This is a genomic window from Helicobacter bilis, from assembly GCF_900198365.1.
Classification (GTDB): Bacteria; Campylobacterota; Campylobacteria; order Campylobacterales; family Helicobacteraceae; genus Helicobacter_A; species Helicobacter_A bilis_B.
Genome location: NZ_FZMS01000008.1, coordinates 1 through 22,154, shown reverse-complemented (window position 1 = coordinate 22,154; position 22,154 = coordinate 1). Strand labels below are relative to the sequence as shown.

Here is a 22,154-nt window from a genome sequence, read left to right as displayed (position 1 = left end):
TATGCCTTGTCTTTGGTTGGGTCTTTAACTCTTACTTTCAACTAGAGCAGAATCATAAAGAATGCGACCACAATGTGGGCAATGCACGATCTCATCGCCCCTTCTAACATCTGCAATATTTTTATCATTTAGCTTGATAAAGCAGCCACCACAAGCTTCTTTATACATGGAGATAACGCTTGTATTTCCCGCCCATTTTCGAATCTTTTCATACAATCTTAACACCGTTGTTTCCATATCTAATGCAGCTTTTGTCCGTTTGGCACTCACCTCATCTTGTTGCTTTTTAATCTCTTGGACTGCTTCATTGCAGCCAGATTCCATGCTACTAATCTCTTCATCAAGCTTTATAACATTAGAATCAAGTGTAGCAATCTTATCTTTTGCTGCTTGTATGCCTTTCTCAAGGGCTTCAATCTCATTGTTAAAGCTTATGCTTTTTTCTCGCAATATACCCTCTTCCATATCAAGATTTTTCATCTCTTTTTCGCTTTTGCTTTCTTGGATTTTATTACGAATGCGTTCAATATCTGCAGTAATCACAGCAAATTCATCATTATTTTTTGCAAGAGATTCTTCATTTCTTGCAATGAGTGCTTCTAGTTCTTGCTTTTCTTTTAAAGCTTTTGTTTTTTCAGATATTTTTTCGTTCATTGGGGCTTTTTTTTGCTCGATAAGAGGATCATATTTTGACACCTCTAAATCAAGGCGATTTACTTCAATGAGTTTTTCAAGATTTTTATTCATGCAATGCTCCTAAATATAGCAAAATGGATTGTGTGAATTTGTAATTATAGCTTGAATATAGTGTTTTTGTAAAGCTTTTGCTAGTAAATCGCTGAAAATACACTCACTTTCAAAGTGTGGAACATCAATAAAGCTAATGCCCTCACTCGCAGCAATCATAGCGTCATGGTATTTAATGTCGCCTGTGATAATGCAATCTCCCTTATTTGCGATTTTATAGGCAGTGGCATTACTCCCGCATGTAATGTAGAGATTATGTATCATATTATCTTTTTGCGTATAGCGAAGTATATCTAATCCCAATATATTTTTTATATGCATAGCAAGAGAATAGGTGCTTAATGGTGTGTTTGTGCTATAAATAAGGCTAAAATCTTTCTCACCATTTGGGGTAAAGTTTAGAGATTCTAAGCATAATTTTGTAGCAAATGCTTGATTTAAATGCGTTTTATCAAAGTTTGTATGCATGGCTATCACGCTAATTCTTTTTTGCAAACATATTTCAATGAGATTTGCAGGATATGTATCAGTTTGTATGGTCTTTAATGCTTTAAAGATTAAGGGGTGATGCACGATAAACAAACTTTCATTTTCTATCGCATTAACCACTTGCATATCAAGCTCTAATGCGATATACACATGCTTACAATCTGCTTGCGTATTACCGACATTTAGCCCACTATTATCCCACTCAGCCTGCATGATAAAAGGACTTATTGAATCAAGTATGTTATAAATTTCTAAAACTTTCATGTTTAACCGCCTATTGAAATTGTGAAATTAAGATAAGATTCTATAACCCAAATATGCAAAATCTATATTTTATACTTGCAATTCGTAAAATAGTTAAAAACTATATCCCACACTTGCACCAAAGAAATTAAAGCCTTTGTTTAAAGGGGTTAAATGACCATTTGAGTAATGTTTCACAAAAATCTCACAGGACATACCCCCCCCCCCCTTATTTGCCACGGCATAATTATAACCAATAAAGACTTTTTCCCCAAAAGTAAAAGCAGAGTTCATGCGAGAATCTAAAAGTGTGCGAATGTAGATTCCAATACCAACTCCAGCATAAAAGTTTGTGCGTGGTATTGATAACACAATATCTTGTGATACACCAAAGATTAATTGATTAAGGGCTTTTTCACTCCCACTACCAAGAAAGCCCTCAAGCTATAAAACCATTCTAGCAGGTAATCCAAAGAATGTATTAGGCTGCCCATAATGCAAACCCAACGCACTAAGGCGTGAGAATCCATTTTCTGAAAAATCCTGTGCGAAAGTAAGCTTTAGCAAATGCTTTTTATTATTAAAATTCGCATTATAATCTATCCAACGAGACTTTTTCTTGCTTACTTCATTATGAGTTTCATTATTTTCTAAAGCATACGCAAAAGCACAAATAGACATAAACAAAATAAAAACACATCTCATACACAAAACCCCGACATTATTATTAGTTAATTATTCAAAAAAGGCGGATTATATAGGAAAAACTATAAAATACAGCTTAATCCTTACATACCATTTTTACCAGCATCTTACTCTGGGCAAACATACAATCAAGATTCTAGTCTCATACTTCAATGCTTTGTTGCAAATGCAAATCAAAGCCGCTTAGGGCGTTGTAGCTTTTATTTGCGTTGTTGGCACAATGAGAGCTAAGAAGTGTGAAGTCTTTCACACCAAGTGATTTTAGAATCTGTGCGCCGATTCCAAAGTCTTTAATATCGCCACAATTTTTTGCAATATTTCCGCTATTTGCCATATTCTCACTATTAAGACATACAAGATAGCCGCCTTGCTGTGAAAGCAACTCTATACTTTTTTGCAGGGCTTGCCACTCATTAGAATCTGTTAAAAGAGTAATATCACTGCTTGTATTATGGAATCTAATGAGCGGTTCTTTAACTTGTGGGCTAAAGCTAAAGGCGATATGACAATTTTGCAAATGGTCTATAAAGGTAATTTTCTCACACTCTTTTGCCATAAACACCGCCTTTTCACGCGAAGTTTCACGCACGAGATTTTCAAAATTTAAGCGATATTGGATAATGTCGCTGACATAGAGAATCTTTAGGTTATGAGTTTTAGCAAAATCAAGTAGGAATTTATCCCCCCGTCCTGCCATCGTGCCATCTTTTTTCATAATCTCACATATCACGCTAATGGGCGAAAGCCCTGCAAGGCGACAAATATCTACACTCGCCTCCGTATGCCCTGTGCGGATAAGTGTGCCACCACTCTTAGCAATGAGTGGGAAAATATGCCCCGGACGCACAAAATCGCTTGGCTTTGCGTTACTATCACACATAAGACGGATTGTTAAATCTCTCTCATACGCAGAAATGCCCGTCTTTGCTTCCCTAGCATCAATAGATATGGTGAAGGCGGTTTCGTGATTGCTATCATTTCTTTTTACCATTGGGGGCAGGTCTAGCTTATGGGCTAACTCTTGCGTGATAGATACGCAGATTAGCCCCCTTGCTTCTTGCGCCATAAAGTTGATTTTCTCTGGTGTAGAAAAGATTCCAGCCATTACCAAATCACCTTCATTTTCTCTGTCTTCATCGTCCATTATGATAATCATCTCACCTTTTTTAATCGCCTCTATGGCGTCTTTCATACGCATTTGATACATTAGATTAAATACTCCTTATAACATTTTTAAAAATTATATCAATTTTATTTGACTTTTTAGCAAAACTATGATATGATTTCGACTTTAACTTACTTCAAGCAAAAGAAGCAAAGCGTTGGGGTATCGCCAAGCGGTAAGGCACCTGGTTTTGGTCCAGGCATTCCGAGGTTCGAATCCTTGTACCCCAGCCAAATATGCAAATTACTACTAAATTTACTTCTAATAGATTTGCTTAATATGAAGTTATATCTTTAATATTTTTGAGTAACGCGGGGTAGAGCAGCCAGGTAGCTCGTTGGGCTCATAACCCAAAGGTCGGGGGTTCAAATCCCTCCTCCGCAACCATTCTCTGCAAGTGAAGCTTATTCTCATGCAATAATACTGATTTTCCAAGTGAAAATTGTTCTCATGTTAATCCTTTCAAAATGAAATTGACTTTACTGGCGTTTTATCTTATTTCTCCCCTTACAAGATGGCACCAAGTAAGGTATTTATTTTAAGTAGAGCATTTATTTTTCTTTATTATCTTAGTTTTACCTTAGAATCTTTATCCATAAAATTTAGCTATAATGCAACTCTTGTTTTTACCCATTCATTTAAAATCATATAAATGAGAATCATTAAAACCAAACCCATAAGACCAAAAGGTATATTGTGAAAAAATTGCTTGATTGTTTTGACTATCTCAAACGCTATCATTCTGATTTGCTTGATGTTGTAAGCATTATGCTTGAACTTTTTATCTTTAAAAGAGAAAACGCTAGAATGCTAGAAGACATGATTGCAAAATCTAGCAAAAGAACGACGATTAAAGAAGACTTTCACGCAATATTACACAATCTCATAGGAGAAGAATTGTATGTGCCTATAAGCAGTAATGCAAATATCTTTAAGATTCTAAAAACGCTTTTACAAAGTAGCACAGAATTGCATAATATCACGCAATTTCTACATATTATCTCACAGAAACGCACGACAAATAAGCTTTATTATTATTCCACACCACGAGAGGTTAATGATTTATTAGCATTATTGCTAGATTTACAAGATAATGATGAGGTATATAATCCATGCTATGGTATTGGCAGTATCTTTTTATCCTTAGGGAATCTTAATCCAAATATCCATTTATATGGAGAAGAGTTAGATGAAAGGCTATCAAATATCGCAAGATTAATCGCAAGATTCACGCAAATAAAAGACTATAAACTCTATGTCAATGATATTTTAAAGCAACCTGTCTTTAAAGCCGGAAGTATCTTGCGACAATTTAATAAAGTTATTTGTAATCCACCGCTTTACGCACACATGGGAGTAGAACAATTAAAAGGTGATGAAAGATTCAGTAAAATTGGCATACTTGCTAAAAATTACCCAGAATTAGTATTTCTAACACATGCCCTAGCACATTTAAAGCAAAGGGGCGTTTTCATTGTCCGCAATCAAACCTTGCAAAAAAGCTTTTTAGAAGAAAAGCTTCGCGATAAGCTTGTAAAAGAGCGTATGATAGAAGCTGTTATTGAATTACCTAAAAATATCTTCCCACACCAAGCCTGTGATTTTTCTGTGCTTGTTATCTCTCATAATAATAAAGAGATTCTGCATATTAACGCAAATAATCCACATTTTTACACCAAAGATGGCAAATATAATCGACTAAGACATATTGATGAAATTGCTATGCTGTTTAAACAAAAAAAAGAGAGTGAATTTTCAAAAATCACAAATATAAAAGATGTAAAAACGCATGATTTAAGGGCGAGTTATTATCTTGCCTCTAAGATGATACATACAAATGAATTATTATTAGCTGATATGGGGACAACTATTTTTCGTGGGCAAAGAGTGCATGGGAGCAGTAAAGATTCTGAAATTACATATTATGATGTGGGCATAGCGGATTTTTCTGTATGTGGATTTAGCACAAAGTTTAGTCATAAAAAGATGAGTGGGGATAAGCAAAAGATACAAAAATATCGATTAAAACCCTATGATATTTTACTCTCACTTCGCAGCATTGTCCCAAAAGTTACCATACTTGGAGAATGTATAAAAGATCATATCGCTGTGGCAAATGCGGGGATTTTGATTCTAAGATTAGCAGATAAAAATAAAGCTATTGGACTTTATTGCTATTTCTTTTCAAATGAGGGCTTTACGCATTTAAAAAGGATTTATGAGCAAAGTGGAGAGGGCATGGTATATATTAATGAATTACTAGCGAGTTCTATACCGCCACGCTATCTTTTAGAAGGTAAAGAGAGAATGCAAGAGATAGAATCTCTAAAGCATGAGTTTGAATCGCTTGAGACAAAATTGCAAGATTTAAAACAAACATAAAAATATAATTGTTTAATTTTTCGTTACAATTCTATCTTTATTCTAATGGAGCATAGAGTGATACTTTTAATTGATAATTATGATTCTTTTACATATAATATCTATCAGCTTGTAGCAAGGCTAGGCTTTAGTGTCATTGTAAAACGCAACGATGCTATTGATATTGAAACAATCCGCATGTTAAAACCCACACATATCATACTAGGACCCGGACCAAATAGCCCTAAAGATTCTAAAATCTGCCTTGATATTATCGCACAATTAAAAGATGAATACCCCATTCTTGGCATTTGTCTTGGACATGAAGCTATCCTATATGCCTTTGATGTGCCTATTGTCAATGCAAAAAGCATAGTGCATGGCAAGGTATCTCCACTCACACACACAGAAGATGGAATCTTTACAAATATCCCCCAGCATGTCCAAATCACTCGCTATCACTCTTTAGTCGCTAAAAGAGAGCAGATTCCAGACTACTTTCATATTAATGCAGTAAGTGATGATGGCGAAGTTATGGCAGTAGCACACAAGCAATATCCACTTTTTGGCTTGCAATTTCACCCAGAATCCATTGGCACTCAATATGGTGAAAAGATGATTCTAAACTTCATTCACTACAAAAGGCGAAGCATACCTATAAAGCTTTACCTGCAAAAATTAGCCCATTTAGAGAATCTAAGCTTTGTAGAAAGCTATGATTTAATGGAGTGTATCGCAGAAAATGATCTCACACCAGCACAACTAGGCAGCCTTATCACAAGCTTTTATCACAAAGGACCAAGTGGGGAGGAACTCGCGGCATTTGCAAGTCTTCTCATATCAAAGGCAAAGCATTTTGAAATACAAGATTCTAAACGCATTGATATTGTCGGCACGGGTGGGAGTGCGAGAAAAACCTTTAATGTCTCAACGACAACTGCCCTATTATTAGCAAGTATGGGCTTAAAAGTCGCAAAGCATGGCAATCGCGGCATTACAAGCAAAAGTGGGAGTGCAGACTTACTCACAAATCTAGGCATTAATATCAATATGGATATGCAGACTTGCAAGGCATGTTATGAGACGCTAGGCATTACTTTCCTTTTTGCACCAAATATCCATAACGCCCTAAAACATGTGCAAGGTGTGCGTAAAGAGCTAGGCTTTAAAAGCTTTTTTAACCTACTTGGTCCCCTAAGCAATCCTTTGCGTCCTACACATCAGCTTATAGGTGTATTTAGCAAAGATTATACAGAACTTCTTGCAAATGCCTTAAAGATTCTAGGCGTTGAAAGGGCAATGGTCGTGCATGGGTTGGACGGCATTGATGAGATAAGCCTTTGTGCAGCAACTCAAATTAGTGAGCTAAAAGATGGAGAGATTCACACTTATATTTTCTCACCGCAAAAGCTAGGTATAGAACTAGCTAATCACGCAGAATTACGCGGTGGCGATGTCGCTATGAATGCAGAAATCACACTTGATATACTAAGCGGTAAAGCAAGCAAAAAAGCAGATTTAGTTGCCCTAAATGCAGGCGCAAGCCTTTATATCTATGGCTATGCTGATAGCATTGAAGCTGGATTTCATTTGGCAAGAGAGCATTTACAAAGTAAAAAAGCATTAAATCTTTTAGAATCTTTTCGCTTGCAAAGTAATATGCAATGTGAAGAGAACCGCAAGTAATTTTGTTTTATCATATAGTTACTCATATTAGAATCTATATTGCCTCTTTTTGAGAAAAACAAATTTTGTATCACAAGATTCACGCATTTAGCCATTCAGCACATATTTTTTTTGTATTTTACAATCACTCATTATTTTAATTTAAAGGAATAGTATGAATAACATATTAAAGAATCTTGTAATGCTGTCTGGCATATCACTTGTAAGTTTTAACGCATTTGCGAATGATAGGGCTTCAAGTCTATTTGTAGGGGGAAATGTGGGCGCATCAGTTACTGATAGCACATTGACAAGTGGGAATCTCAATAATAATTTTCGAATAGGCACAGGTGCTGGTTGGACAATTGGGGCTGAAGCTGGATATAGACATTTTTTAGGCAATAAATTTGGTTTTAAATATTATGTAAGCTATAACTATATGCAAACTTTTAGTAACTCTGGCAGGGGAGGAACCGGTGGTAATAGCTACAGCATGGATACAACGCTAAATCAGCAATTAATCGCTGCAAATGTGGATTTTTTCTATAATTTTACTCGCTCTTTTGGTGTGTATTTTGGCTTAGGTGCGGGTGCTACTACACTGCAACCTGACTTTGCAATATCAAATAATACTTTTGGTGCTAGAAATCAAAGTGATAGAATGCACACATTTTTTTGCCTTGCCTTTTAACGCTGGATTCCAATTTAATATCAAAGATAATCATACTATAACATTTGGTGCAAAGATTCCACTTCTTAGTCAAGATTATATAAGCTCACGCATACCAAACAAAGAAGAGATAAAGACATACATGGTAATGCTAGGATACACATATCATTTGAATCTTTATAAAAGAGGTGGATACTGGGGTATGGAAGCTTTTAAACATTATCGCCCAAAACTGAAATAGACTTTTATTGCAAACAAAGGCTGATTTGATGAGATAATGCTTTTAATCATGCCTTGCTCTTAAATAAACACCTAAGAGTCTAAATGTAAACTATAACTTCTCAAATATAAAACCTTGTTTTAATCTAAAATATTGTCATTTTGAAAGTATCGAAAAATCTCTTACAGACTTTAATCTTTAAGATATTTCGCCTTTTTAAAAAGCTCAATATAACAAGACCCTAAATTATATTGCATTCTAAAATGGGATAAGATAGTAACTCTATTTTCACATCTCATCAACCCCGCAAACATTACCATAAAAGCCTATAACATTATGTAAATACATGCCTTTTTCTAGGCTAATCGCATTAAAAACCTTACGCAAGGTTTGTATAAACCGCTTGCACATCATCATCATCTTCGATTTTATCAAGCAATTTATCAAGTTCTTGCATTTGTTCTTCTGTAAGGGTTATGGGGCTTGTTGGGATTCTTACTAGTTTTGCGGATTTTACCTCGATTTTTAGATTCTCTAAGCCAAGTGCTAGTGTGCCAAAATCTTCATATTTAGAATATGCTGTATAGCTATTTTCTTCTTCGTTTTTTTCTAGCAAATCAAGTCCGCAATCAATTAAGGCTAATTCTACTTCATCAACATTATCATCATTTAAAGTGATTTGAAATTCGCCCTTTCTCTCAAACATAAAGTCAATCGCCCCATTTGTAAGCAAGTTTGCATTTGGCGTTTTGTTGAAATAGCTTTTTATGTTTGCAACGGTTCTTGTTGGATTATCAGTCGCACATTCTATAAATATAAGCACACCATTTGCAGCTTTGCCCTCGTAGCTTACTTCCTCAAAATGTCCGTCCTTGCCACTTGCACGCTTGATTGCCGCATCGATATTATCTTTTGGCATATTTTGTGCCTTTGCATTAGCGATAGCCGTGCGTAGCTTTGCATTCATTTCTGGGTCTAAGCCGCCCTCTTTAGCAGCGATTGTGATTGCTGTTGCAAGTTTTGGAAAGATTTTACTCATTTTACCCCATCGCTTTTCTTTTGCGGCTCTGCGGTATTCAAACGCTCTACCCATAATAATCTCCCTGCTAGATTCTAAAAATAAAAGGCGACATTATATCATACGCATTTAAATGTTTTAGAATCTATGAACTTGTATCAAATACGCTATAATTTCACACACAACACAATATAAAGGAAAAATATGAAAAAAATGGTCGAAGACGCATTAAAACAAGTGATTTACCCAAACTTTGAAAAAGACATTGTAGCCTTTGGCTTTGTAAGTAAGATAGAGATAAACAACAATGTATGCTATCTTAAGGTAAATATCCCATCAAGCAATGAAGAAGTCATAAAAAAAGTAAAAGAAGAGATTCTAGAAAAGACAAAATCCCTGCCACTTGCAAATATCGACATAGAGATTGTAACCCCAAATATACAAAAAACACAAACAGAGCAATCCCCTAAGAATCTAGCCCCATCAATCAAACATTTTGTAATGATAAGCAGCGGTAAAGGCGGCGTTGGTAAATCAACAACGAGCGTGAATCTTGCTATTTCACTCGCAAAAAGTGGTAAAAAAGTAGGCTTACTTGATGCTGATATTTATGGACCAAATGTCCCGCGTATGTTTGGACTAGATGGCGTTGAGCCAAAGACTAGCCAAGATGGTAAGAAGCTCTTGCCATTAGAGCAGTATGGTGTCAAAATGATAAGTATAGAATCTATCTATGGCAAGAGACAGAGCTTTATATGGAGAGGACCTGTGGTTATGCGTATCATTACGCAGTTGTTGCAAGATGTGGAGTGGGGAGAGCTTGATATTATGGTAGTTGATATGCCACCGGGAACGGGTGATGCACAGCTTACACTAGCTCAAAGTGTGCCTGTTGGTGCGGGTATAAATGTAACGACACCGCAAATGGTAGCAATAGATGATGGATTCCGTGCCCTTGATATGTTTGCAAAATGTAATATCCCAATTTTTGGAATCATTGAAAATATGAGTGGTTTTATATGCCCAGATTGTAATAAAACTTATGAGATTTTTGGAAAGGGTAATAGCGATATGTTAGCACAAGAGTTTCACACAGAAGTTGTAGCTAAGATTCCATTAGAGCCAAGCATTGTAGCAGCAAGTGATAGCGGCAAGCCCATTAGCTTCTTTGAGCCTGATAGCAGGACAAGCAAAAGTTATATGGAATGTGCCTTGCGTTTAATTGAGTTTTTAGAATCAAATAAGGCAGATAATAGTGCCATTCAACCGCGTTAGATTTCTAGCATGACTTAAGCAGATAATTCTAAACATACAAAAGTTTAGATTCTATACCTTTAAGGTGGGTGCAAAATGGTATTGGATTCTAATGCAAAATTCTGTTTTGATTAAAACCCAGAATAGCTTTGAATATGTATTAGAATCTAGGCAAGATTTAACACAAGGTTTGGAATCAGTCAAATTTATAACGGAGTAAAACATGGCATTAGAGATTCTAAAAAAACTTATACAATATCCTACAATCACGCCGCTAGAGCATGGAATCTATGAGTATATACAGACGCTTTTACCTTCATTTAAGGCTTTGCATATTGAAAAAAATGGTGTAAAAAATGTGTTGTTTTATAAGATTCCAAAAGGATATGATGAAAAGAGTGCTTGGGAGAAATTGAAACATTTTTGCTTTGCAGGGCATATTGATGTGGTAAAGCCCGGTGGCGGGGCAGCTGTGCCAAAGGATATACACGACACAGAAAATAGCAGTCAAAATAAAGGCGATTGGAGTTATCCACCATTTACCCCTACAATACATGATGGCTATATCTATGGTCGTGGCACACAGGATATGAAAGGCGGTATTGCCTGTTTTATCAAGGCATTGCAAGATTCTATAAGTGAGAATGAAACTCAAATGATTTTTTCTGTGCTTTTAACAAGTGATGAAGAGGGTGAAGGGATCTATGGCACACAATACATGCTAGAAATCCTAAAAGAAAAGGGTATGCTACCTACATACGCCATTGTCGCAGAGCCTACAAGCACGAGGTTTGCGGGGGATACGATAAAGGTCGGCAGGCGAGGGTCTATTAATGGTGTGATTAAGATTCTAGGGAAGCAGGGGCATGTCGCCTATCCTGAAAAATGTATCAACCCAGTGGAGTTACTCGGCAGTAAGCTAGGGCTTTTAGCTGGGGTGAATCTTGATAGCGGAGATTGCGTATTTAGTGCATCAAAGCTTGTGATAACGGATATAAGAGGCGGCATTGAAACGGTAAATGTAACGCCTAATGATTTAGTCATTATGTTTAATGTGCGAAATTCCACAATGACGACTTTAGAGAGTGTGAAATCGCATGTAGATTCTGTATTGAATGGACTGCCTTACACGCTAGAGCTAAAGCAAAGCTCAAAAAGTTTTCATACAAAAGATAGTGTTTTAATCACGCTTTTACAAGATTCTATCCACGAAGTAGCACAAATACAAGCAGAACTTAGCACGAGTGGCGGCACAAGTGATGCAAGATTTTTGAGTGAATATGGCATAGAAGTGGTAGAACTTGGCTTATGTAATGATAGAATCCACGCAGTAGATGAAAGGGTATCCTTGCAAGATATAGAACAACTAGAGAGAATCTTTTCTACATTTTTGAAGAGATTGTTACAAGATGGGGTGTAGAATTTATAAATTTTGCATCCTACACCTACCCCAAGCGATTGAGAATCTAGATTCCACAAAACAGCTTGTCATATTGAGCGAAGCGAAATATCTAATATGAAATCTAAGTAAAGCTTAATCTAAAAATAGATTCAAATAAAAATTTTTCACTTTTTACAAAAGCCCAAAATGACACAAATCCAGAATCGTTTAGTCTCACGCAACTTAAAAGGATAGCGAGTTTTTCACTTTATAAACAATAACTTTATAAAAAAGATTCTATAATACGCCTTTACTAGATTGCAAAAAAAGGATAGCAATGCGTTACGATATAACCATAGAAGTTAGCACAAGAGATGGTGTTTTAAATCCAGAATCAAAAGCGATTTTACAAGCATTGCAAGGGCATGATTTCGCGGTATCCAAACTCACTATGAATAAAAGATTCTATCTCACTTTAGAGGCAAAAGATAAGGTTGAAGCACAGAATCTAGCAAAGGAAATGTGTGAAGATTTTCTAGCAAATCCAATCATACAAGATTATACAATAGAAGTGCAAGAAGCATAATTTAGGGGCGTAGTTATGGTAGCGATTTTGCATTTTTTAGGGACAAATTGCCAATATGATGTTGCAAACTTCTATACAGGGAAAGGCATAGAAAATACGCTTATATGGCACACAGAAAGCACTTTGCCAAAAGAAACAAAGTTAGCCGTTATTGCGGGTGGGTTTAGCTATGGCGACTATCTTAGATGTGGGGCAATAGCCGCTCAAGCTCAAAGCATGAAAGCATTAAAGCGATATGCGGAGAATGGGGGTAGGGTGCTTGGCATTTGCAATGGATTTCAGATTCTATGTGAATCAAAGCTTTTGCCCGGCGTGCTTATGCGGAATAAAGACTTAAAATTTATCTCTAAAAATGCCCTTTTGCGTGTAAAAGCAAAAGATAATGCTATGCTTAAAGACTATGGGGAAAATGAAGAATTTATGCTGCCTATAGCACACGCAGAGGGGAATTATCAAATAGATTCTAAAGGCTTAGAAACACTATATAATAATAATCAAGTGTTACTGCAATACGCTGATGATATAAATGGCAGTGTGGATAAAATCGCTGGAATCTGCAATAAAGAACACAATATCTTTGGGCTTATGCCACACCCTGAAAGAGCGGTGCATACGAAGTCAATCAATACAGATTCAATGGATAATTCAAGCAAAAATGCTATGGGTATAGCCATGCTTCATTCACTCTATAATGAAGTTTAAATTGTTTGGTATATATTTTGCTTTTAATACAAAACTGCTAGATTAAGGATATGATGATGAAAAAAAGGATATTTTTACTCGCTTTAATTAGCTTTTCTCTTTGCGTGTATGCTGCTGATGAAGAGCAAGCAGAGACAAGAGCCGCACAACCAAAAGCACAACAAAATACGGGCAATTCGAGGAAAAGTCCTGTAACAAATGTGCCTGCAAATGGCGGTTATGACTTACGCGATCCAAGATATTATGGCGGACAATACAATATGCAAGGCGGATACTATCCACAGCAATATTATGCACCTTATGGCGGCTTCTATCGCTATGATCCTTATGATCCAAGGACTTATGAGCGATATTATGACCCTTACGATCCACGAACCTATGAGAGATACTATTATGGTAATAACTTCTATTACCCTGTGCCTTCATATCCTACGCCCTCGATTCCACAAACTATACCAGGCTATGGGCAAGGGAAACCTGTGTATAATGGCGACGAAGAGAAACCACAAGCCCCAAGTGTCGTGCCAAGCCAAAATCAAGCATGGTTTGATGAAGGTGGTGGGAATCAGATTCAAATCGCACCAACACCACCAAGCGATATTGCTATAAGCTACGCACCGCGTGTGCCACCAATGCCTTATACGCCAAATAATATCAATATCGTGCAACCAAGCTATAATTTCCCGAAACCAGATAATAGCCCGACAGAAAACGCATTAGCAGATCCAAAAAGTGCAAGTGCTACTCTAAATGCAGGGGTTGAAGCGGCAAGAAAGGGCGATTATAAACAAGCTTTGAGTATGTTTAATACCGCATGCGATCAAGGTAATCCTGCAGGTTGCTTTGGTGTGGGTGTAATGTTTATGTATGGGGCTGGAGTGCAGAGTGATACACAAAAAGCGATTAAATACTATCAAAAAGGCTGTGCTGGTGGTGATCCAACTGCATGTGCGAATCTTGGTATGATTTATGATGAAGCACCAAATATGGGGAATAATAAGCAAAAAGCCGCAGAAATGTATATGACAGGCTGTGCTGGTGGCGATGTCGATGCGTGTAATAATATCGGCTGGGCGTATGCAAATGGCTCTGGTGTGCCAAAAGATTTGAATAAAGCCTTGCAATACTATCGCTTTGCGTGTGATGCAGGTAGTCAGTTGGGTTGCTATAATCTAGGCTTACTCAATAATGCAAGCAGTGCGTATGGAATCAATAATGCAAATATGAATCCAGCGGATTTAAACTATGTAGCATGTAATGCAGGGGATATTGTAGGCTGTGCAAATCTTGGTTATATTTACGCACAAGGGCTTGAGGGTGCGCCGATTAACTATGGACTTGCGGCACAATACTTTAATACCGCATGTATGGGCGGTGTAGCAAGTAGCTGTAATAATCTAGGTGTTTTATACGAGCAGGGCAGGGGCATTACACAGAATGCAGGACAAGCTTTACAAATGTATAGCCTTGCATGTGAAGCAGGATTACAAAATGGCTGTGATAATTACAGAAATCTAAAGAAAAAGGTTGGGGGATAATTTAGATTTAATTGTTCAGGTGAGTTGTGGGCTTATGGAGTATAAATGAGTGGATTGTAGATTCTAGTAGTTGTCATATTGAGTGTAGCGAAATATCTAGTATAGAATCTATATTTTATAGCTATATAGTTAAGTATATGTAAGAAGTGGATATGAAAAAACTAAAATGGCTCAATGTATCTTGTGTATTTAATAAGATTAAACATTCCCTATGTGCTTTTAAAGTAAAACCTCTTTATTCCTATGTGAAAAAAACTCTAAACCATAAATTCACATTTAGCTTATCATGTCGCAATGCACCAGATTCTAATAAAACCTTGACAGATACAAAGCTAATACGGAATCTAGATTCTAAAAAGCTACACAAAATCATACGATATAGTACAGGTTTTAGCATGATGGAGCTTTTATTTGTGCTTGTGATAATCGGCATATTAGCAAGTCTTGCATTGCCACGCATAAGCTTTTCTCGTAATAATGCCCTAAGTGTTGCTATCCAAAGCGATATACAAACCATTATTTCAAGCACACAAGAATACGCAATTACAAATGAGTTTATGCCGCAGAATGCTAATCCACAATGGCTTGTTAGCTACCTGCATTTATCACCACAGCGATGGGTTGTAAGTGGAGATTCTCTAAAAATTGCTAAAAATGGTGTGCCAGATTCTCAAAATGACTGCCTTAGCATTCGCTTTAATCAAACAACTGCTTTAGAGATTCTATTTAACAGATCTCAAAATTCTAATTTATGTCAGAATCTTTTGAAAAATTATGCAAGTGATATTATCATTCCCCTGCATATTACGCCTTAAAGATTATTAGATTCCCACTACATTTTACTGCTATAATGATAAAAATATAAAAGGATATATATGCAAATTGTCTTTGGACCTATTCTATCAAGACGCTTTGGTGTGAGTTTGGGTATAGATTTAAGCCCCTATACAAAGCAATGTAATTTTGACTGCGTATATTGTGAGCTTGAGGCAAAAAAGCCAATGGATACACAAACTCAAATCGCACCGCTAGAGGTTGTCCTAGAATCTATTGAATGCGCTTTGAGAACACACACCGATATTGATGTGCTAACCTTTACTGCTAATGGAGAGCCAACTCTTTATCCACACCTAGAAAAACTCATATTGCAAGTAAAAGAATTATTAAAAGAATATTCAAACATTAAAACCCTTATACTAAGCAATGGCTCTCGTTTCCACGCACAAAAAAATGCACTCAATCACTTTGATATTGTTAAATTTTCGCTTGATTCTGTGGTTACAAACAATTTTAAACGCGTGGATAAACCAAGCAAAACGCTTGATTTAGCTACAATTAAACAAGGCATTAAAGACTTTTCTAAACAATATAGCGGTGAGTTAGTCGCTGAAGTGTTGGTTGTAGCAAACATGAATGATGATATAGAATCTAATAGGGAAAATGCTGCATTTTTGCGTGAAGTGGATATTAAACGCGTGGATATTTCAACCATTGATCGACCAAGCTCCCATAGAGTATATCCTGTGAGTAATGAGAAGCTATATGAGTTAAGCACATTATATGAAGGGCTAAATGTATGTGTTGTTACACGCAAAAATGATGTAATGAATGTCGCACAACAAGACCTTAGCGAAACAGAGATTCTAGAGCTATTAAAAAGGCGACCTTTAACGCATGTAGATTGTGAAATTTTACTCACAAAAGAGAGTGTAAATCGACTTGAAAGTATGTATGCGATAGGACAAATAAAGATAAAAAATATTGCTGGTGTGTCGTTTTATTGCGTGTAGTTTCTTTTGTGCCTAGCAGATATGGTATGTATGCTGAAGTAGATAGACTTTTGTGCGTGTTTTTTACACAAATAAAATTAATGCTATTACAATACTTTGATTTTTTTATGTTTTAAAGCATATTTTGAGTGATTTTTTGTTACAATTCCTGCGATTAAAGACTGATGAGGAAAATATGGAAACACTGCAATATAAAGACTTTGGTGTGGATATAGACGAGGGTAATAGCTTCGTCCAAGCATTAAAACCGCTTGTAAAAGAGACTTTTAATCCGCTTGTTTTGGGCGGTTTAGGTGGCTTTTCTGGTTGCTTTGCCATGCCGACAGGTTACAAAAATCCTATATTATGTGCGGCGACTGATGGCGTTGGCTCAAAACTTAGCCTAGCCCTTAGTCATAATAGGCTAGATAATATAGGCATTGATTTAGTTGCTATGTGCGTGAATGATCTTATTTGTGATTTTGCTACGCCTATGTTTTTTCTTGATTATTATGCTACACATAAACTTGTGAGTGAAGATGCCTTGCGTATTGTGCGTGGTATTGCAGAGGGTTGCAAACAGGCAAAATGTGCCTTAATAGGCGGTGAAACTGCGGAAATGCCAAGCGTATATGCAAAGGGTGATTTTGACCTAGCAGGTTTTGCAGTAGGCATTGCAGAAAGAGATGATATACAAAGGCGTTCAAGCATAGCAGAAGGTGATGTGATACTCGGCTTAAAAAGCAGTGGATTCCATAGCAATGGATTTTCTCTTGTGAGGGGCATTATCGATACAAAAAAGATTAATGTAGAGATGGAATTTTTAGGAAAAACACTCATAGATTCTATACTAGAGCCTACTCGAATCTATGTAGAACCATTTTTGCAACATAAAGATTCTATAAAGGGACTAGCCCATATCACAGGCGGGGGCATTAAAGAGAATCTTATCCGCATTTTGCCAGAAAATACACAGGCTATTATTAGTGAAAGTGCCATAGAGATTCCAGAAATTTATCAGTTTTTCCTGCCCTATGTTGATAAAGAAGAGGCATGGCGTGTATTTAATATGGGCGTTGGCATGGTAGTTATCGTGCCAAAGGAAAACGCGCAAAAGTTAGCACAAAGTATGCAAGCTAGTGTCATTGGACATATACAGACAGGGCAAAAGCAAGTTATCATAAAGTAGATTCTATGAAACTAAAATTCTATGCGAAATTATATGCTTTACCACTTGGTATTATATGTGCGTGTTTTTTAGTATATTATTTTGTTTTTGATTCTCTCACTCAATACCAACAGCATGTAGTTACTATTACCCAAGTAGAAAATCCACAAAACAATGATGAAATTGATGAAAAAGTGCGTATGAAAGAAGAGCTAGAAAAAATCAAGCAAAGCTCAAATGTCGATTTTATCCACAATACTCTATCGGAAAATCTAAATCGCATTAGCACCTATGCAAACATAGAGTTTGAAGACACAAAATCGATCGCACAGACAGAACCAAAACAAAAGCCAAGTAGCCCACAAAATCGTAGCACAATAGAAGTGAATAAAATTGATAATGTAGATTATGTCCCATATAGACAGATTCACACGCATGAGTTACCAAACGCATTTTCAGCAAATCTAAACTCCCCAACAAACATTAAACTCTACAATACCAACAATCCCTATGATGTGAAAAGCATACAAATCGCACAAAAGGATAAAAAACAATGGGCGATACCAACCACAAAACAAGCAAAAATATACCACTCATCAAACACACAATCAAAGATAATCGCCATTAATAAAGATGGTATCAAAATGCAGGTTATAGACACCAAAAAATCATGGGCTCATGTCCGCTACGCTATCAATAAAGAAACTTTTATAGAAGGCTATATCCCTTTACAAAATATACAAATTGTTAATAAATAATACAATCTTAGTTCGGTAGGCTGCGAGAATCTAAAATATAAGAAAAAGTCTTTTAATTGATAGTACATAGCTTTGTTGTATTAAGATATCTAAATCCACCACTCTAAAACAAACCGCAATTTCTACTTTAATACAAAACTTCTGCTAGAATCCCAAGTCTTATACAATAAGAGTTTCAGCATAAATATAAGGATATATATGAATAAGATTTATAAAATCAAAGGTTTTACTCCATTTATCATTGTAGCATTTATCAATGCCTTTATTGATTTAGGGCATAAGGTGCTAATGCTAAGCATTATCTATAAGTCATTTAGTGAGGGCGAACATTTATTTTATAACTCCATTGCAAATGCACTTGTGATTCTGCCTTTTGTCCTGCTTTTCTCCCCTGCTGGTTTTCTTAGTGATAGATTTTCAAAAAATAAGATTCTAAAGATTGGGGCTTTTGTTAATATCATTCTTTTATTTATTCTCATGTTTTTTTACTCCATAGGCTTTTTTTGGGGTGCATTTTATATGACGCTGCTTATGGGTATGCAAGCAGCGATCTATTCTCCTGCAAAGTATGGGTATATAAAAGAGCTTGTAGGCAAAGAGAATCTTACATGGGGAAATGGCATTATACAAGCAACTGCGATTATTGCAATGCTTGGTGGTATGATATTTTTTTCAGCACTTTTTGAGAGATTCTATACAGATGGACTTACAGATCCCTCACTCATTATAAAAGATATGGTGTTTTTAGCGATACTGCTTTGCTTCTTTGCATGTTTGGAATTTTTACTAAGCTTTAGACTACCAACGATACGACAAGATTCTAATATTTCATTCAATAAAGACAAATATCTAAAAGGTGAGCTTTTAAAAGAGAATCTAGCTGTTATGAAAAAGCATAGAATGATTTACCTATCTGTGCTTTTTATAGCAGTATTTTGGACTATCTCACAACTGCTTGTTAATATCTTTCCTGTATATGCGAAAAATGTATTGCACATTATGGATACAGATATTGTCAATATGCTTATTGCTTACACTGGGCTTGGCATTATTGTAGGCTCAATCATTGCTGGTCGCTATTCTAAAAACTATATTGAGACAGGTCTCATACCGCTTGGTGCGTGTATCATGTCTATTGCCCTTTTATTGTTTGGCGTTTTTAACTCATTGTTTAGCATTTCAATTCTTTTCTTTCTATTTGGCTTAGGTGGGGCATTATATGTTGTGCCATTAAATGCATTAATGCAATTTTATAGCAATGATAAAGAGTTGGGGACAATCCTTGCTGGGAATAACTTTGTGCAAAATATCGGCATGCTTTTAGCCCTATTTGTCGCTACTTTATTTGGTATGCAGAATATGCCCGTTGAGTGGCTTTTCTATGTGAGTGCATTGCTTGGAATAGTTGCCACTTTATACATGATTAAGCTTTTGCCTTTCTCACTTGTTAGAATCTTAGTTAGCATGGCAATATTGCAGAGATACAGACTCGTTGTAGAGGGCTTTAATAATATCCCGCAAAAAGGCGGTGTATTGCTGCTTGGGAATCATATCTCATTTATCGACTGGGCTATCGTGCAGATGGCTGTGCCTAAGAAAGTGTATTTTGTAATGGAGAGAAGTATTTATTCTCGTTGGTATATTAAGTTTTTCCTTGATTTCTTTGGTGTAATACCTGTATCTAGCTTGGGAAGTCGTGGGGCAATAGAGCAGATTCAAAAGAGATTAAGCAATGGGGATATTGTATGCTTATTTCCCGAAGGTGTGATTAGTCGGCATGGACATTTAAATGAGTTTAAAAGCGGATTTGAGAAAATCGCACAAGGTGTTGATGAGAATCTTGCTGTTGTTCTGCCTTTTTACATTCGCGGTATGTGGGGCAGTATCTTTAGCCGTAGCAATGAGCAGTTTAGAGAGCGTAAAAAAAGCTTTACAAAAAGAAGTGTAAGCATTGCCTTTGGTATGCCCCTGCCACTTCATACACAAAAAGAAAAGATTAAGGCAAAAGTATTTGAGATGAGTTTTAAAGCATGGGAACATCAGTGTCAAAACTCGCCAACTATCCCTGCCGCATTTATAGAATCTTGCAAACGCGGTGGAAGTGATATTGCCATCATTGATACACAAACAGGCAGCATGTCTTATCGTAAATTACTTACACTTTGTGTTATGCTTAGCCAAGATATGAAAGAGTTAAGCTATAAGCCACTACCAAAAAAGACAAATAGCTGCTCTCTTCCAAATGATTGTATAGGCATTATGCTGCCTGCTTCTTTAGCAAGTGTGCTGTGTAATTTCTCAAGCATGATGGCTGGAAAAATCGTTGTCAATCTTAACTTTACTGCTGGACCAAATGCTATTCAAAGTGCGATAGATTCTGCTAATATCTCACATATCTATACTTCAAAAAAGTTTTTAGAAAGGCTAAAAGATAAAGGCATAGAGATTGATTTTAGCGGTGTTACTCTGCATTTTATGGAAGATATTGTCGCACAGATTCGTAAGCAAAAGGCTGCTTTTATCCTGAATATTTCTTTTATCACACTTGCACCCACTTGGCTTTTAAAGCTACTATTTGCAAAGGAAAGCAAGATAGATTCTGTATGTGCCATTCTCTTTAGTAGCGGGAGTGAGGGCGTGCCAAAGGGCGTTATGCTTAGCCATTTAAACATTATGAGTAATATCGCACAAATCGCTGATGTAATCCACGCAAGAAATGATGAGACTATGCTGTCTTCCTTGCCACCATTCCATGCTTTTGGACTAACCGTTACAACGCTTATGCCACTTATTGAAAATATGCTTGTTATCTCACATGCTGACCCAACAGACGCATTAGGTATCGCAAGGGCAATAGCACAAAATAATGTAACAATCATGTGTGCGACCTCTACCCTGCTTGGAATCTATGCTAGAAATCCAAAGATAGATAGAGTGATGTTTGATAGCATTCGCTTAACTGTGGCTGGAGCTGAAAAGCTAAAAAAAGAAGTGCGTGAAGCCTATACAATGAAGTTTAATAAGCCAATCTATGAAGGCTATGGTGCGACTGAAACTACACCTGTTGCAAGTGTGAATCTGCCTGATGAGTTTGATGTTACATTCTGGCAGATTCACAGAGCAAATAAAGAGGGCAGTGTAGGTATGCCACTTCCTGGGACTGCCATTAGAATCGTAGATTATGACACGCTAGAAGAGCTGCCATTAGGAGAGCATGGACTAATCCTTATAGGCGGACATCAAATCATGGTAGGCTATCTCAATGATGAAGAAAAAACAAATGAAGTGATTATTGATTTACATGGAATCCGCTGGTATAAAAGCGGAGATAAAGGCTATCTAGATTCTGATGGCTTCTTACATATTACAGATAGATACTCTCGCTTTGCAAAAATCGGCGGTGAAATGATTAGCCTATCAAGTGTTGAAGAAGAGATCGCAAAAGTCTTTAAACTTAAAGAGATTTCAAGCGAAGTAAAGTTTTGTGCAGTAGCACTCGAAGATAGTAAAAAAGGTGAAAAAGTAGTATTACTTATAGAATCACCGCAAGAGTATTGTGCCATAGCGATTGATAGCATTAAAAAGTCTGATATTATCCCGCTTAAAAAACCAAGCGAATATTTTATTGTAGATAAGATTCCAATACTTGGCAGTGGCAAAGTAGATCTAAAAAGCACAAAAGATCTTGCTAGGGAGATTGAGGGAAAGAAGTTTA

General features: G+C 36.5%; 20 protein-coding genes and 2 tRNA genes. 16 read left to right on the top strand and 6 right to left on the bottom strand.

Going from position 1 to position 22,154, the window contains the following annotated elements; genetic code table 11:
- Window positions 1–24 precede the first annotated feature (24 nt).
- From C6H08_RS01255 to C6H08_RS01240, 5 genes are all read right to left on the bottom strand, one after another.
- Entirely contained in the window at window positions 25–747 is a 723-nt protein-coding gene (locus C6H08_RS01255) for a zinc ribbon domain-containing protein (protein ID WP_004086268.1), read from the bottom strand.
- Between the two features lie 9 nt (window positions 748–756).
- A complete protein-coding gene (locus C6H08_RS01250; protein ID WP_034579624.1) occupies window positions 757–1,500 on the bottom strand; it encodes a Nif3-like dinuclear metal center hexameric protein in 744 nt (247 codons plus the stop codon).
- 93 nt (window positions 1,501–1,593) lie between these two features.
- Window positions 1,594–1,875: an acyloxyacyl hydrolase gene (locus tag C6H08_RS01245; RefSeq protein WP_267892851.1), complete on the bottom strand. Its 282-nt coding sequence runs from the start codon at window positions 1,873–1,875 to the stop codon at window positions 1,594–1,596.
- Between the two features lie 48 nt (window positions 1,876–1,923).
- A complete protein-coding gene (locus C6H08_RS11695; RefSeq protein ID WP_052099994.1) occupies window positions 1,924–2,184 on the bottom strand; it encodes a hypothetical protein in 261 nt (86 codons plus the stop codon).
- Between the two features lie 142 nt (window positions 2,185–2,326).
- Window positions 2,327–3,391 carry a bifunctional 3,4-dihydroxy-2-butanone 4-phosphate synthase/GTP cyclohydrolase II gene (locus tag C6H08_RS01240; protein ID WP_034562532.1) on the bottom strand — a complete coding sequence of 355 codons (1,065 nt, stop codon included), beginning with the start codon at window positions 3,389–3,391 and terminating at the stop codon, window positions 2,327–2,329.
- A gap of 116 nt (window positions 3,392–3,507) precedes the next feature.
- Here C6H08_RS01240 and C6H08_RS01235 point away from each other — a divergent pair.
- The 6 genes from C6H08_RS01235 (at window position 3,508) to C6H08_RS11690 (ending at window position 8,286) form a co-directional block, all read left to right on the top strand.
- Window positions 3,508–3,582 (top strand) — tRNA-Gln (locus C6H08_RS01235).
- A gap of 77 nt (window positions 3,583–3,659) precedes the next feature.
- Window positions 3,660–3,736 (top strand) — tRNA-Met (locus tag C6H08_RS01230).
- A gap of 309 nt (window positions 3,737–4,045) precedes the next feature.
- Window positions 4,046–5,731, top strand: coding sequence for an N-6 DNA methylase (locus C6H08_RS01225; RefSeq protein ID WP_034562531.1), 1,686 nt, complete (start codon window positions 4,046–4,048; stop codon window positions 5,729–5,731).
- A gap of 57 nt (window positions 5,732–5,788) precedes the next feature.
- Window positions 5,789–7,396 (top strand): bifunctional anthranilate synthase component II/anthranilate phosphoribosyltransferase, encoded by a 1,608-nt coding sequence (locus C6H08_RS01220; RefSeq protein WP_034562528.1) that lies wholly within the window; start codon window positions 5,789–5,791, stop codon window positions 7,394–7,396.
- Window positions 7,397–7,550: 154 nt separating this feature from the next.
- Window positions 7,551–8,066: an outer membrane beta-barrel protein gene (locus tag C6H08_RS01215; protein ID WP_233708420.1), complete on the top strand. Its 516-nt coding sequence runs from the start codon at window positions 7,551–7,553 to the stop codon at window positions 8,064–8,066.
- The gene (locus C6H08_RS11690) at window positions 8,029–8,286 is read left to right on the top strand and encodes an outer membrane beta-barrel protein (protein ID WP_233708419.1); all 258 of its coding nucleotides are present in this window, start codon (window positions 8,029–8,031) and stop codon (window positions 8,284–8,286) included. The genes C6H08_RS01215 and C6H08_RS11690 overlap by 38 nt, the downstream gene beginning before the upstream one ends.
- Window positions 8,287–8,644: 358 nt before the next feature.
- Here C6H08_RS11690 and C6H08_RS01210 read toward each other — a convergent pair whose 3' ends face one another.
- Window positions 8,645–9,358 (bottom strand): YebC/PmpR family DNA-binding transcriptional regulator, encoded by a 714-nt coding sequence (locus tag C6H08_RS01210; protein WP_034562526.1) that lies wholly within the window; start codon window positions 9,356–9,358, stop codon window positions 8,645–8,647.
- A gap of 129 nt (window positions 9,359–9,487) precedes the next feature.
- On the opposite strand from C6H08_RS01210, the gene C6H08_RS01205 reads away from it, so the two are divergent.
- From C6H08_RS01205 to C6H08_RS01160, 10 genes are all read left to right on the top strand, one after another.
- A complete protein-coding gene (locus C6H08_RS01205; RefSeq protein WP_034562523.1) occupies window positions 9,488–10,558 on the top strand; it encodes an Mrp/NBP35 family ATP-binding protein in 1,071 nt (356 codons plus the stop codon).
- Between the two features lie 202 nt (window positions 10,559–10,760).
- Entirely contained in the window at window positions 10,761–11,957 is a 1,197-nt protein-coding gene (gene dapE / locus C6H08_RS01200) for a succinyl-diaminopimelate desuccinylase (protein ID WP_034579733.1), read from the top strand.
- A gap of 298 nt (window positions 11,958–12,255) precedes the next feature.
- Window positions 12,256–12,504, top strand: coding sequence for a phosphoribosylformylglycinamidine synthase subunit PurS (gene purS, locus C6H08_RS01195; protein ID WP_034562520.1), 249 nt, complete (start codon window positions 12,256–12,258; stop codon window positions 12,502–12,504).
- Window positions 12,505–12,519: 15 nt separating this feature from the next.
- Entirely contained in the window at window positions 12,520–13,206 is a 687-nt protein-coding gene (gene purQ / locus C6H08_RS01190) for a phosphoribosylformylglycinamidine synthase subunit PurQ (protein ID WP_034562518.1), read from the top strand.
- A 56-nt stretch (window positions 13,207–13,262) separates the two neighbouring features.
- Entirely contained in the window at window positions 13,263–14,744 is a 1,482-nt protein-coding gene (locus C6H08_RS01185; protein ID WP_104686073.1) for a tetratricopeptide repeat protein, read from the top strand.
- Between the two features lie 152 nt (window positions 14,745–14,896).
- Entirely contained in the window at window positions 14,897–15,559 is a 663-nt protein-coding gene (locus C6H08_RS01180) for a type II secretion system protein (RefSeq protein ID WP_034564162.1), read from the top strand.
- Window positions 15,560–15,619: 60 nt separating this feature from the next.
- Window positions 15,620–16,534, top strand: a complete 915-nt coding sequence (locus tag C6H08_RS01175; RefSeq protein ID WP_034580480.1) for a radical SAM protein — start codon at window positions 15,620–15,622, stop codon at window positions 16,532–16,534.
- Between the two features lie 175 nt (window positions 16,535–16,709).
- Window positions 16,710–17,702 carry a phosphoribosylformylglycinamidine cyclo-ligase gene (gene purM, locus C6H08_RS01170; RefSeq protein ID WP_034564166.1) on the top strand — a complete coding sequence of 331 codons (993 nt, stop codon included), beginning with the start codon at window positions 16,710–16,712 and terminating at the stop codon, window positions 17,700–17,702.
- 5 nt (window positions 17,703–17,707) lie between these two features.
- On the top strand, window positions 17,708–18,439 hold the full coding sequence (locus C6H08_RS01165; RefSeq protein ID WP_034564168.1) for a hypothetical protein: 732 nt from the start codon (window positions 17,708–17,710) through the stop codon (window positions 18,437–18,439).
- A gap of 192 nt (window positions 18,440–18,631) precedes the next feature.
- The coding region (locus C6H08_RS01160; RefSeq protein WP_411698098.1) for an acyl-[ACP]--phospholipid O-acyltransferase at window positions 18,632–22,154 on the top strand (3,523 nt) is incomplete at its 3' end.

What these genes read in the sequence shown, in the direction of transcription:
- C6H08_RS01255 (WP_004086268.1), bottom strand. Translation starts at nt 747, where the DNA reads ATGAATAAAAATCTTGAAAAACTCATTGAAGTAAATCGCCTTGATTTA.
- C6H08_RS01250 (WP_034579624.1), bottom strand. Translation starts at nt 1,500, where the DNA reads ATGAAAGTTTTAGAAATTTATAACATACTTGATTCAATAAGTCCTTTT.
- C6H08_RS11695 (WP_052099994.1), bottom strand. Translation starts at nt 2,184, where the DNA reads ATGAGATGTGTTTTTATTTTGTTTATGTCTATTTGTGCTTTTGCGTAT.
- C6H08_RS01240 (WP_034562532.1), bottom strand. Translation starts at nt 3,391, where the DNA reads ATGTATCAAATGCGTATGAAAGACGCCATAGAGGCGATTAAAAAAGGT.
- C6H08_RS01215 (WP_233708420.1), top strand. Translation starts at nt 7,551, where the DNA reads ATGAATAACATATTAAAGAATCTTGTAATGCTGTCTGGCATATCACTT.
- C6H08_RS01210 (WP_034562526.1), bottom strand. Translation starts at nt 9,358, where the DNA reads ATGGGTAGAGCGTTTGAATACCGCAGAGCCGCAAAAGAAAAGCGATGG.
- C6H08_RS01205 (WP_034562523.1), top strand. Translation starts at nt 9,488, where the DNA reads ATGAAAAAAATGGTCGAAGACGCATTAAAACAAGTGATTTACCCAAAC.
- dapE (WP_034579733.1), top strand. Translation starts at nt 10,761, where the DNA reads ATGGCATTAGAGATTCTAAAAAAACTTATACAATATCCTACAATCACG.
- purS (WP_034562520.1), top strand. Translation starts at nt 12,256, where the DNA reads ATGCGTTACGATATAACCATAGAAGTTAGCACAAGAGATGGTGTTTTA.
- purQ (WP_034562518.1), top strand. Translation starts at nt 12,520, where the DNA reads ATGGTAGCGATTTTGCATTTTTTAGGGACAAATTGCCAATATGATGTT.
- C6H08_RS01185 (WP_104686073.1), top strand. Translation starts at nt 13,263, where the DNA reads ATGAAAAAAAGGATATTTTTACTCGCTTTAATTAGCTTTTCTCTTTGC.
- C6H08_RS01180 (WP_034564162.1), top strand. Translation starts at nt 14,897, where the DNA reads ATGAAAAAACTAAAATGGCTCAATGTATCTTGTGTATTTAATAAGATT.
- C6H08_RS01175 (WP_034580480.1), top strand. Translation starts at nt 15,620, where the DNA reads ATGCAAATTGTCTTTGGACCTATTCTATCAAGACGCTTTGGTGTGAGT.
- purM (WP_034564166.1), top strand. Translation starts at nt 16,710, where the DNA reads ATGGAAACACTGCAATATAAAGACTTTGGTGTGGATATAGACGAGGGT.
- C6H08_RS01165 (WP_034564168.1), top strand. Translation starts at nt 17,708, where the DNA reads ATGAAACTAAAATTCTATGCGAAATTATATGCTTTACCACTTGGTATT.